This window comes from Oceanospirillum sp. (assembly GCF_982874595.1).
In genome coordinates, this window is sequence record NZ_CEYNZH010000002.1 from 55,004 (window position 1) to 67,596 (window position 12,593).

Here is a 12,593-nt window from a genome sequence, read left to right on the forward strand (position 1 = left end):
ACGTGCCCTGCCTTCTGGCGGGGCACCTCAGATTTTTTGTTTGTGCAAACAAAGAACAATCCAGAAAGGACCGAACATGGCTACTGAAATTAAAGCTCCCGTCTTCCCTGAATCTGTTGCAGACGGAACCATCGTAAACTGGGCAAAACAACCTGGCGAAGCTGTTTCTCGTGATGAGCTGCTGGTTGAAATCGAAACTGATAAAGTGGTTCTGGAAGTTGTAGCTCCTGCTGACGGTGTTATTAAAGAGATCAAAAAGGACCTGGACTCTACCGTATTGAGTGATGAGGTTATTGGGATTTTTGAAGAGGGCGCTGCGGGCACTACAGCTGCCCCTGCTGCCGAAGAAACTCCTGAGGCCGCAACTGCTCCAGCTGCTGCTGAAGAAGAAACGGTTCAGGTTGGTGATAAAATCCTGAGTCCTGCTGCCCGTAAGATGGCTGACGAAAATGGTCTGGACGTTGCCAAGCTGACAGGTACCGGTAAAGGTGGTCGCGTAACTAAAGAAGACGTACAGAAAGCAGTACAGTCCGGCGCTGCTAAAGCGGCACCTGCTGCAGCTCCTGCGGTTGAAGTGAATGTTGCTGCCGGTGAGCGTGTTGAGAAGCGCGTTCCAATGAGCCGTATGCGTCAGACCATCGCTAAGCGTCTGGTTGATGCTCAGCAAACCGCTGCTATGCTGACCACTTATAACGAAGTGGACATGAAGCCGGTTATGGAGCTGCGTAAGAAATACAAAGACATGTTCGAGAAGAAGCACAACGGCACACGTCTGGGCTTTATGTCTTTCTTTGTTAAAGCAGCCGCTGAAGCACTGAAACGCTTCCCGGATGTAAACGCGTCTATCGACGGTACTGATATCGTTTACCACGGCTACTACGACATTGGTGTCGCAGTTTCTACTGATCGTGGTCTGGTTGTTCCTATTCTGCGTGATACCGACACTATGAGCCTGGCAGATGTTGAATCCACTATTGGCGAATTCGCTAAGCGTGGCCGCGAAGGCAAACTGGGCATTGCCGATATGACTGGTGGTACATTTACCATCACTAACGGTGGTGTGTTCGGTTCCCTGATGTCCACTCCAATCCTGAACGCGCCTCAGACTGCTATTCTGGGTATGCATAAAATTCAGGAGCGTCCTATGGCAGTTAATGGACAAGTTGAGATTCGTCCGATGATGTATCTTGCGCTGTCTTATGACCACCGTATGATCGATGGTAAAGATGCTGTACAGTTCCTTGTTACCATCAAGGAGCTTCTTGAAGATCCGGCTCGTATCCTGCTGGAAGTTTAAGTACAGTTTGATCACTCATGACACGAAAGACAGGAAAAAATAATGTCTGATAAATTTGATGTAGTTGTCATCGGTGCAGGTCCTGGCGGTTATGTTGCAGCTATCCGTGCAGCACAACTTGGCCTGAAAACAGCTTGCGTTGAAAAATGGCTGAATAAAGAAGGTAAGCCTTCTTATGGTGGTACCTGCCTGAATGTGGGTTGTATCCCATCTAAAGCACTGCTGGAAGCGTCTCACAAGTTTGCTGAAACCCAGCATGACTTTGCGGATCTGGGCATTGAAGTTTCTGACGTCAAAATGGACGTTAAGAAAATGATCGCCCGTAAGAACAAGATCGTTGGTAACCTGACTCAGGGTATCGGTGGCTTGTTCAAGGCGAACGGTGTTACTGCTCTGCACGGTACCGGTAAGGTCCTGAGCGGTAAAAAAGTTGAAGTTACCGCGCATGATGGTTCCACACAGGTTGTTGAAGCGGAAAATATCATTATCGCTTCCGGTTCTGTACCTGTTGAAATTCCACCAACACCTATGACTGAAGGTCTGATTGTTGATTCTACCGGTGCACTGGACTTCGAAGAAGTTCCGGGTCGTCTGGGTGTGATCGGTGGTGGTGTAATCGGTCTTGAGCTGGGCTCTGTATGGCAGCGTCTGGGTTCTGAGGTAACTGTTCTTGAAGCTCAGGATGCATTCCTGGCCTCTACAGACCAGCAGATCGCGAAAGAAGCTAAGAAGATCCTGACTAAACAGGGTCTGGATATCAAAATTGGTGCTCGTGTAACCGGTTCTGAAATCAATGGCAACGAAGTTGTTGTAACCTATGCTGATGCTAAAGGTGAGCAACAGCAGACTTTCGACAAGCTGATCGTTTGTGTTGGTCGTCGTCCTTATACTGAAGCCCTGTTGTCCAGTGATGCAGGTGTTTCTCTGGATGAACGTGGTTTTATCTACGTTGATGACCAGTGCCGTACTTCTGTTCCTGGCATTTTTGCAGTTGGTGATGTTGTGCGTGGTCCTATGCTGGCACACAAAGCATCTGAAGAAGGTGTGATGGTTGCTGACATCATCGCTGGGCACAAAGCCCAGATGAACTATGATGTGATCCCTGGTGTTATCTACACCTTCCCGGAGATCGCTTCTGTAGGTAAGACGGAAGAAGAAGTTAAAGCGGAAGGCACCGAATACGAAACTGGTGTATTCCCATTCAGTGCAATTGGTCGCGCAATGACCAATGGCTGCACTGACGGCATGGTGAAGATTATTACTCAGAAAGATACTGACCGTATCCTGGGTATGCACATCATCGGTCAGAACGCTGGTGAGATGATTCATCAGGGTGTGATCGCGATGGAATTTGGTTCCAGTGCTGAAGATCTGGCACTGATGTGTTTTGCTCACCCGACCCTGTCTGAGGCTGTTCACGAAGCAGCTCTTGCAGTTGACGGTCACGCGATTCACATGCCGAACCGCAAGAAACGCAAGTAAGTACTAAGCGTTAAGTAAGTACTAAAGCGTAAGAAATAAAAAAATTACGGGTAACCGTAGCAGGGGGCGGCACCATACCCCAAGGTGCCGCCAATAGTGTTAGTGCACAAAAAAAATGGCTTAGCAGTATGAATCTTCATGAATATCAGGGCAAACAGCTTTTTGCCGCATACGGACTGCCTGTCTCTAAGGGTTTCGCTGTAGATACCCCGGAAGAAGCCGCGCAAGCGTGTGAAAAAATCGGTGGTGACAAGTGGGTAGTTAAAGCACAGGTTCACGCAGGCGGTCGCGGTAAAGCGGGCGGTGTGAAACTGGTTGATACCCCTGCACAAGCAGCTGAGTTCGCTCAGAACTGGTTGGGCAAAAACCTGGTGACTTATCAGACTGACGAAAATGGTCAGCCTGTTTCTAAAATCCTGGTTGAAACCTGCACTGACATTGCTGACGAACTGTATCTGGGTGCGGTAGTTGACCGTGCTTCTCGTCGCGTTGTTTTCATGGCATCCACCGAAGGTGGTGTTGAGATCGAGAAAGTTGCTGAAGAAACTCCCGAGAAAATTCTGAAAGCAACTATCGATCCTTTGGTTGGTCCGCAGCCTTACCAGGGCCGTGAGCTGGGTTTCAAACTAGGTCTGAATAAAGCCCAGGTTGGTCAGTTCACCAAGATCTTCATGGGTCTGGCTAAACTGTTCCTGGAAAAAGATCTGGCGCTGATCGAGATCAACCCGCTGGTAATCAAAGAAGACGGTGACCTGCACTGTCTGGACGCTAAAATTGGCGTAGATGGCAACTCTGTATACCGTCACAAAGACCTGCAGGAAATGAACGATCCTTCTCAGGAAGATGCTCGTGAAGCAGAAGCGGCAGAATGGGATCTGAACTACGTAGCTCTGGATGGTAACATCGGCTGCATGGTGAATGGTGCTGGTCTGGCTATGGGGACTATGGACATCGTTGCTCTGCACGGTGGCTTCCCGGCTAACTTCCTTGACGTAGGTGGCGGTGCAACTAAAGAGCGTGTAGCTCATGCATTCAAACTGATCCTGTCTGATGACAAAGTGAAAGCAGTTCTGGTGAACATCTTCGGTGGTATCGTTCGTTGCGATATGATTGCTGAAGGTATCATCGGTGCGGTGAAAGAAGTAGGTGTTAACGTACCTGTTGTTGTTCGTCTTGAAGGTACCAATGCCGACCTGGGTAAAAAGGTTCTTTCTGAATCTGGCCTGGATATCATCGCAGCAGAAAGCTTAACTGACGCTGCACAACAAGCGGTAAAAGCGGCGGGGAACTAATCGAATGTCTATCTTAATCAACAAAGACACTAAAGTAATCTGCCAGGGCTTCACTGGTGGTCAGGGTACTTTCCACTCTGAGCAAGCTATTGCGTATGGTACTCAGATGGTTGGTGGTGTTACGCCTGGTAAAGGTGGTACAACTCACCTGGGTCTGCCAGTATTTAATACTGTTGCTGAAGCCGTTGAAACAACTGGTGCTGATGCATCTGTTATCTACGTACCAGCTCCTTTCTGTAAGGATTCTATCCTGGAAGCAGCTAACGCAGGTATCAAGCTGATCGTATGTATCACTGAGCACATCCCTGTGCTGGACATGCTGGACTGTAAAGTTAAGTGTGACGAGCTGGGTGTTCAGCTGATCGGCCCTAACTGCCCGGGTGTTATCACTCCAGGCGAGTGCAAGATCGGTATCATGCCAGGTCACATCCACCTGCCAGGTAAAGTAGGTATCGTTTCCCGTTCCGGTACTCTGACTTACGAAGCTGTTAAGCAGACTACTGACGCTGGTTTTGGTCAGTCTACTTGTGTTGGTATCGGTGGTGACCCGATCCCAGGTTCTAACTTCATCGACATTCTGGAAAAATTCGAGAATGACCCACAGACTGAAGCGATCGTTATGATCGGTGAGATCGGTGGTACTGCTGAAGAAGAAGCTGCAGCTTACATCAAGGCGAACGTAACTAAGCCTGTTGTATCCTACATTGCTGGTGTAACTGCACCTAAAGGCAAGCGTATGGGTCACGCTGGTGCGATCATCTCCGGTGGTAAAGGTACTGCAGACGACAAGTTTGCTGCACTGGAAGACGCTGGTGTTAAGACTGTACGTTCTCTGGCTGGTATCGCAGACGGTCTGCGTGAAGTGACTGGCTGGAAATAAGCTTACCTTGTGTAAGTGGTAACTGTTGTTGAATCTGACAGTTACTGTGCGACAGCACAGCAAAAGGCGACCTCAGGGTCGCCTTTTTTATTGCCTGTTTGCCAGACGGCTCGTATGTTCTTACCGTGCCTATAGATCTATGTAGGCTGAGATTTACGGTAGAAAGGTATGAGGCACAAAAAAAACCAGCCGAAGCTGGTTTTAGCGCTAAACCTATTTCCTCATATCAATAGCCGAGGAGTATGTTTCTTTACTGGTACTGAGCTTTAAACTGAGCGATCAGAGCATCCGGACGCTTCTTCTTGTTACTGCTGTTCAGTACATACACAACGGTTTCGCCGTTCGGACCATCGCCGATCTGTGTAAAGCGATAAGGTGCTTCACCTGTGGTGCGAACGTCCTTCATATCTTCCAGCGTTGAGAAGACATAGATACGGCCTTCAGCACGCATCTCACCGTAGAAAGCGTCAGGTGATACCTTGCCATCGTACAGTTCGACATTACCCGCTTGTTCACCTTTTTTCTTTTCCGCACTGCTCAGGCCAAAGACCAGTGTCTCGCCGTGAGGGCCGGACGCGATACGCTTGTAGGTGTAAGGTGTTTCGCCGTGCTGCAGAAAATGTGAATAAGTGGCTTTGTCATTGAACAGGTAAATACGGCCATCATCGTGATGTACTTCGTACAAGGCTTTAGCCTGCAGCATCTGTTCCTGTGCACTGTTTTGCGCGCTGTTCATTTGGGCGCATGCAGCCATACCCGCTACGGCACCTGTGATCAGAAGAGCTTTAGCTAATGCTTTGAGTTTCATGGTCAATTCCTTAAGTATTCAGGCAAGTCTTAATCATTAAATTCGAAGTTAACAGCAGGCTATAAGAACAATGTTGCGATTCAGTTACGCTTTTATTGCCTGAAAATGACAGCCACTTATCCATGGCTTTTAAAAGGGTATGAAAAACAGGGGGATTAGACTGTTGTCTGATAGAGCCTGTGGTAGAATCGCCAGCTTTCGATTTTACGCTTGCAGTGCGCGTTTTCTTCACAGGGTGGATCTGGCCTGCAACCAGACACCGAAGAGGTTGATATGTTTAAGCCTGAACTTCTTTCCCCGGCAGGTACCTTTAAAAATATGCGTTATGCATTTGCCTATGGTGCAGATGCGGTTTACGCAGGGCAGCCCCGTTACAGCCTTCGTGTACGTAACAACGACTTCAAACTGGATAATCTGGAAAAGGGTATTCAGTACGCTCATGAGCGTGGCAAGCAGTTCTACGTTGCCAGTAACATCGCCCCCCACAATGCCAAAGTGCGTACTTACCTTGATGATATGGCCCCTATCATCGAGATGAAACCGGATGCTCTGATCATGTCTGATCCGGGCCTGATTATGATGGTCCGTGAGCGCTGGCCTGAGCAGACCATTCACCTGTCGGTTCAGTCCAACGTGGTCAACTTTGCGGCGGCTAAATTCTGGCACAAGCAGGGCGTAGAGCGGATCATCCTGTCCCGTGAACTGTCGCTGGAAGAGATCGAAGATATCCGTAATGAGTGCCCGGAGCTGGAACTGGAAACTTTCGTTCACGGTGCACTCTGTATCGCTTATTCCGGTCGTTGCCTGCTGTCCGGCTACTTCAACCACCGCGATCCGAATCAGGGCACCTGCACCAACGCCTGCCGCTGGAACTACAATACCGTTCAGACCCAGACGGATGCCACGGGTGATCTGATTCCTGTTTCTCAGGTGGATCAGTCTGCCGGTGTTTGGGATCCATCTATGGACTCTGGTTCGATGCCGTCACCGGGAGCCATGCACCATGATGAAAACAGTCAGGGCTTGTCTGCACTGATCGAAGAAGCGTCCCGTCCGGGTGAAATGATGCCGGTGTTTGAAGATGAACACGGCACCTACATTATGAACTCCAAAGATCTGCGTGCGGTACAGCATGTTGAACGCCTGACCAAAATGGGTATTCACTCCCTGAAGATCGAAGGCCGTACCAAGTCTCACTACTACGTTGCCCGTACTGCACAGGTTTACCGTAAAGCGATTGATGACGCTGTTGCCGGTCGTCCGTTCGATATGAGCCTGATGGATACGCTGGAAAATATGGCGCACCGCGGCTATACCGAAGGCTTCTACCGTCGTCACGTGCATGATGAGTATCAGAACTATGAAACCGGTAACTCCATTGGTGTTAACCAGCAGTTTGTCGGTGAGGTGATGAGCTTTGATACTCAGCGCAACGTGCTGGAAATCGATGTGAAAAACCGCTTTGAAACCGGTGATACTCTGGAGCTGATGCTGCCGGGTGGTAACCGTCGCTTCCAGCTGAAGCAGATGGAAAACCGCAAAGGTGAAGATATGAAGGTGGCACCGGGTAATGGTCATGTTGTTAAATTTGAGCTGGATGGTTCCGGTTTGAATGAAGCGGATCTGGAATACGCATTGCTGATGCGTGATCTGAAGTAATCCGCTTCCAACACCTTGAATCAGCAACAAAAAGCAACCGACCTCTGCTGTTTTTCTCGGTAAAATCTACCGTATTCCGGCTTCGATGAAGCTTTATTGAGCAGCAGAATCTAAGGAAAGAGCATGACCGCGGAAGCGCTTGGTAGCAGGCACGCATTTGGTAGTCGACACAGCAACCCGGAAAAGTACCAGTTGCTGAAGGCTGCCCGTCCATTTTCCTTAGTGGTTGCTGTGCTTTCCTGTCTGCAGGGGATTATCCTCGGCTGGCAGGAAAGTAATGCCCCCTTTCTTTATGCGGCTATGATTCTTTTTGGCGGCATTTTCCTGCAATTTGCAGTGAATCTGATCAATGATCACTCGGATATCCGTGAGCTTGATCAACGTTTTCCTGAGGCGTCTGATTCGGAAAAGAGAGCGATCGCTAAATCGATTGACCGGAATTATCAACTGGGTATCTCCTGTTTTCTGATCGCCATTACGATCGGGCTCTTTCTGATGACGCTGAGGGGGCTGGATCTTCTCTGGCTGTGTCTTATCGGGTTGGCAGGTGCTTACTTTTATACTCAGGAACCGATCAATTACAAGAACCGTGGGTTGGGTGTGCCTGTGGTGTTTTTTATGATGGGCATTCTGATGATTGCCGGCTCAGCTTTTGTGATGACAGGTGAGTTTCGTGTTAATGATCTTTTGCAGGCCATCCCTCTGAGCATTCTGACGTCTTTGTTGTTACTCAGTAATGAGATTCGTGACTACGAGAGTGACAAAGCGGTTGGGCAGAAGACTCTGACGGTACGTATTGGTTATCAGTCTGCGGTCTGGCTATACCAGATTCTGGTGTTACTGGCTTATTTTTCAGCGATTGGTTTATGGTTGGTGGGCGCGATGCCTTTTACCGGTCTGGTGCTAATCAGTATTCTGACACTAAGAGCTCCCTGGAAACTCCTCAAAGCCTCCGCGCAGGACCGGCTGATGATTACGCCTCTGACCGGACGTTTTCATGCGGTTTTTGGTGCGCTATTGTTACTCAGTTATCTTTTACCTTCTCCTTTTTAACGCCCCATCTATCGCCACGGTTAAGGACAGACAATGACCACAGCTTTAACAGACCTGAAGCAGCTGTTACCCGAAATCGAAGCCCTGTCCCGAAAAGCGGGGGACGCGATTATGGCAATCTATCAGGAAGACGATCTGGGTGTTGAGTACAAGTCTGATAACAGCCCGCTGACACGAGCTGATCTGGCTTCTCATCACTGTATTGAGCAGGGACTCAATCAGTTGGCTCCTGATATTCCGGTCTTGTCGGAAGAGAGTGGTGATATCCCATGGGATGAACGCAAAAATTGGCAGCGTTACTGGCTGGTGGACCCTCTGGATGGCACCAAAGAGTTTGTGAAGCGTAATGGTGAGTTCACCGTTAATATCGCTCTGATCGAACAGGGTAAACCGGTGCTCGGTGTAGTTTACGCACCGGTCAAAGACTGGATGTATTCCGGTGCTGAAGGTATGGGGGCTTATGCTCAGTATGCGGATGACAAACCTGTACTGTTAAAACTGGACCCTGCTTATCAACCGGAGTGTTGGCGTATTGTTGGCAGCCGCTCCCATGGCGCAGAACGTCTGGGGTCATTCAGTGAGGTATTACCGGAGTACCGAAATGTGCCTATGGGCAGCTCGCTGAAACTGTGTCTGGTTGCCGCCGGTGAAAGCGATCTTTATGTGCGTTTTGGTCCAACCGGTGAATGGGATACTGCAGCGGCGCAGGCGGTCGTCGAACAGGCGGGGGGTTGCGTGCTGGATGGCGACCTGAAACCACTTCGCTACAATCAGGAGGCAAATCTGCTGAATCCTGAGTTTGTCGTTTGTCAGAAGGTTGATCCGTTGTGGAGTGATCGTTTTAGTGAACTGGTTAAGCCCACGCATTAAGTTTTCCAGCAGTCCGTTTTAGCGATAAGAAGAAAACTAAGGCCTGAATTGATCAGGCCTTTTTAAGGCGAGAAAGATTGAAGGGCGTGGTTACTCTCCTGAAGCTTTTCCTTTTCCGGTTAATGCCCGATTGATGTTTCGTGCTCCTGAGATATAAACCGTTTGGTTCCTGCCAGAGCTTTTCGCCTGGTAGAGCGCTTTATCCGCTCTTTTCAGGGTGTCTTCCAATGTTTCACCCCAGCGGTGTAACGTGACTCCGATGGAGGTGCTGAGCTTGAGGCCAGGTTCGATACTGTCAAAAGAATAGGCCTCAAAGGCCAGCCGGATCCGCTCGGCCACCTGAACGCCGCTATCCTGATTGGTTTGGGGCAGCAGCAGAATAAACTCCTCGCCACCGTAACGGCCAAAAAGATCACTGCCGCGCAGGCATTCCCGGGTAATTTGACAGAAGCGTTCTAACACTAAGTCTCCGGCCTGATGACCGTAGCGATCATTCACTTTCTTAAAGTGATCCAGATCGATCATGCAAAGGGCTGAAGCCTGATACTGTTCACTATTTTCAAGCTGCAGACGACTTTCTTCGAAGAATCGCCGACGATTCAGAATGCCCGTCAGTTCATCGGTTCCGGCGATCTCATCCAGCTGTTCCATTGCCTGCTCCAGCTCTTCATTGGCTCGTTGCATCTTATGGTTACTGTGCTGCAGGACTTGGCGCTGTTTTTTGAGGCGTTCACTTAACCGGCGCACATAGCTGCCAAACAGGGCGATCCAGGTCTGAGCAGAAGCCAGCACCAACCATTGCATCAGACTGAGTTGCAGGTTGACCTCATCAGGCCTGAGATAGAGATCGGACGCGATCACACCACCAAAACAGACCAGGCTGAAAAGACCAACAAAAGCAAACTCCAGCATCGACAGCTGAAATATACCGAATAGCATCACCATGATGTACAGCAGCGTCAGGCTGCCGCGAATTTCAGGTAGCTGACTGATTAACAGACTAAACCAGACAACTGCCATACTAATTTGCCACAAGGTTAGGGAGGGGTCTTTAAACCTGAGATTGATTCCGGTCTGAAACAAAAACCAGAAAGCTCCCTGAGTCACTACCGCAGTGAGTGTGAATAGCGCAAAGGTCGTCAGACTAAAGTCAGTCAGCAGATCGAGCCCCAACGCGAGGGCTAAAATGAGAAGCAGCATGCCGTGGGATAACACGGATATACCCAGTCGCTTCAGGCGCAGGCGCTGCTCGTGACGTTCTCTGGTCACCGGGCATTTTATTGTTTTCATCCTGTGAGACCGAAAAAATTGGTGGATGGCCTTTTGAGCCTGCGTTTTAGTGGGGTATGGTTAAACGCAAATTAAAAATATATCTTTAGACGTTAGTCTGGTTCAAAAGATCAGAATCTTCCGTGGTACTGAAGTAACTCCATGTGATTTTTTGTTACGGAGATTGCCTGTCTTTGTCTAAAGTTGACCCGACAGACAGGTCTTGCCCTGAGAAATTCGTGTATAATCCTGCCACTTATAGAAATTGGCAGGGCTATTTGGCTACTCCTTATATGTCGGTAAGGTGGTGGCGAATTGATAACCCGGTAAACAGGCCTTCCATAATAATGAGGCTCCGGCCCGCCGGTGCCAGGCACAGACCGTGATAGGAGATACTCCGAAGATGACGACTGTAATCCGTCAAGACGATATGATCGCCAGCGTTGCCGATGCGCTGCAGTATATTTCCTACTACCACCCGGTAGATTTCATTCAGGCCGTTCACGAAGCGTACCTGAGAGAGGAAAACCCTGCGGCTAAAGATGCAATGGCTCAAATCCTGATCAACTCACGTATGTGTGCTGAAGGTAAGCGTCCTATCTGTCAGGATACCGGTATCGTTACCGTATTCGTTAAAGTAGGTATGCAGGTACAGTGGGAAGGCGACATGAGCCTTGAAGACATGATTAACGAAGGCGTTCGTCGTGCATACACCCACCCTGACAACGTACTGCGCGCCTCTATTCTGGCTGATCCTGCCGGTAAGCGTCAGAACACGAAAGACAACACGCCAGCGGTTATCCACTACGAAATCGTACCGGGCAACACCGTTGACGTTCAGGTTGCAGCCAAAGGCGGCGGCTCTGAAAATAAATCCAAGATGGTGATGCTGAACCCATCGGATTCCATTGTTGAGTGGGTTAAGAAAACTGTACCGACTATGGGTGCTGGCTGGTGTCCGCCGGGCATGCTGGGTATCGGTATCGGCGGTACGGCTGAGAAAGCAGCGGTTATGGCGAAAGAATCCCTGATGGATCCGATCGACATTCACGAGCTGCGCGAGCGTGGCCCGCAAAACCGTGCGGAAGAACTGCGTCTGGAAATTATGGATGCAGTAAACGAGCTGGGTATTGGTGCTCAGGGTCTGGGCGGTCTGACCACTGTTCTGGACGTTAAGATCAAAGACTACCCGACTCACGCCGCGTCTCTGCCGGTGTGCATGATTCCTAACTGTGCGGCCACCCGTCACGCTCACTTCGAGCTGGATGGTTCCGGCGCAGCTCTGCAGACGCCACCGGATCTGAATGACTGGCCGGAAGTGACGTTTGAAGTCAGCGAAAGCACCCGTCGTGTGAATCTGGATGAAGTGACTCCGGAAGAGGTACAAAGCTGGAAGCCGGGCGAAACGGTTCTGCTGAACGGTAAGATGCTGACCGGTCGTGATGCGGCTCACAAGAAAATGGTTGAGATGCTGAACGCCGGTGAAGAGCTGCCGGTTGATCTGAAAGGCCGCTTTATCTACTACGTAGGCCCGGTTGACCCGGTACGTGACGAAGTGGTGGGCCCTGCAGGTCCGACGACGGCAACCCGTATGGACAAGTTCACCCGTCAGGTGATTGAGAGCACAGGTCTTCTGGGCATGATCGGTAAATCCGAGCGTGGTCCTATCGCGATCGATGCGATTAAGGATAACAAAGCGGTTTACCTGATGGCTGTTGGTGGTGCCGCTTACCTGGTATCCAAAGCGATCACCAACGCTGAAGTTCTGGCTTTCCCGGAGCTGGGTATGGAAGCGATCTACGAGTTTGAAGTGAAAGATATGCCGGTAACCGTAGCGGTTGATGCTAACGGTGAATCCGTACACAACACTGGCCCTGCCAAGTGGAAAGAGATTATCGCGGCGAAAAACGTCAGCGCTTAATGTTGCTGGTCAGCTATTCTGCTGACTGAAGTAAACCCGGTCTGCTGAGGCCGGGTTTTTTA

10 protein-coding genes are annotated in these 12,593 nt (G+C 49.8%); 8 read left to right on the forward strand and 2 right to left on the reverse strand.

What is annotated here, in order from left to right; all coding sequences use genetic code 11:
• The first annotated feature begins 76 nt into the window (after window positions 1-76).
• The 4 genes from odhB (at window position 77) to sucD (ending at window position 4,951) form a co-directional block, all read left to right on the forward strand.
• Window positions 77-1,297: a 2-oxoglutarate dehydrogenase complex dihydrolipoyllysine-residue succinyltransferase gene (odhB, locus tag AC4GL5_RS01615; protein WP_490381036.1), complete on the forward strand. Its 1,221-nt coding sequence runs from the start codon at window positions 77-79 to the stop codon at window positions 1,295-1,297.
• Window positions 1,298-1,339: 42 nt separating this feature from the next.
• Window positions 1,340-2,779 carry a dihydrolipoyl dehydrogenase gene (lpdA, locus tag AC4GL5_RS01620; protein ID WP_490381037.1) on the forward strand — a complete coding sequence of 480 codons (1,440 nt, stop codon included), beginning with the start codon at window positions 1,340-1,342 and terminating at the stop codon, window positions 2,777-2,779.
• Between the two features lie 128 nt (window positions 2,780-2,907).
• Window positions 2,908-4,071 carry an ADP-forming succinate--CoA ligase subunit beta gene (gene sucC, locus AC4GL5_RS01625; RefSeq protein WP_490381038.1) on the forward strand — a complete coding sequence of 388 codons (1,164 nt, stop codon included), beginning with the start codon at window positions 2,908-2,910 and terminating at the stop codon, window positions 4,069-4,071.
• A 4-nt stretch (window positions 4,072-4,075) separates the two neighbouring features.
• On the forward strand, window positions 4,076-4,951 hold the full coding sequence (gene sucD, locus AC4GL5_RS01630) for a succinate--CoA ligase subunit alpha (protein ID WP_490381039.1): 876 nt from the start codon (window positions 4,076-4,078) through the stop codon (window positions 4,949-4,951).
• Between the two features lie 250 nt (window positions 4,952-5,201).
• Here the strand turns inward: sucD and AC4GL5_RS01635 are convergent, their stop codons facing one another.
• Window positions 5,202-5,759: a hypothetical protein gene (locus AC4GL5_RS01635; RefSeq protein WP_490381040.1), complete on the reverse strand. Its 558-nt coding sequence runs from the start codon at window positions 5,757-5,759 to the stop codon at window positions 5,202-5,204.
• 273 nt (window positions 5,760-6,032) lie between these two features.
• On the opposite strand from AC4GL5_RS01635, the gene trhP reads away from it, so the two are divergent.
• From trhP to cysQ, 3 genes are all read left to right on the forward strand, one after another.
• Window positions 6,033-7,418 carry a prephenate-dependent tRNA uridine(34) hydroxylase TrhP gene (trhP, locus tag AC4GL5_RS01640; protein ID WP_490381041.1) on the forward strand — a complete coding sequence of 462 codons (1,386 nt, stop codon included), beginning with the start codon at window positions 6,033-6,035 and terminating at the stop codon, window positions 7,416-7,418.
• A gap of 123 nt (window positions 7,419-7,541) precedes the next feature.
• Window positions 7,542-8,471: a prenyltransferase gene (locus tag AC4GL5_RS01645; protein ID WP_490381042.1), complete on the forward strand. Its 930-nt coding sequence runs from the start codon at window positions 7,542-7,544 to the stop codon at window positions 8,469-8,471.
• 33 nt (window positions 8,472-8,504) lie between these two features.
• The gene (cysQ, locus tag AC4GL5_RS01650; protein ID WP_490381043.1) at window positions 8,505-9,341 is read left to right on the forward strand and encodes a 3'(2'),5'-bisphosphate nucleotidase CysQ; all 837 of its coding nucleotides are present in this window, start codon (window positions 8,505-8,507) and stop codon (window positions 9,339-9,341) included.
• 90 nt (window positions 9,342-9,431) lie between these two features.
• Here the strand turns inward: cysQ and AC4GL5_RS01655 are convergent, their stop codons facing one another.
• A complete protein-coding gene (locus tag AC4GL5_RS01655; protein ID WP_490381044.1) occupies window positions 9,432-10,631 on the reverse strand; it encodes a GGDEF domain-containing protein in 1,200 nt (399 codons plus the stop codon).
• A gap of 382 nt (window positions 10,632-11,013) precedes the next feature.
• Between AC4GL5_RS01655 and AC4GL5_RS01660 the strand changes: the two genes are divergently transcribed.
• Window positions 11,014-12,531, forward strand: coding sequence for a fumarate hydratase (locus AC4GL5_RS01660; RefSeq protein ID WP_490381045.1), 1,518 nt, complete (start codon window positions 11,014-11,016; stop codon window positions 12,529-12,531).
• Window positions 12,532-12,593 lie beyond the last annotated feature (62 nt).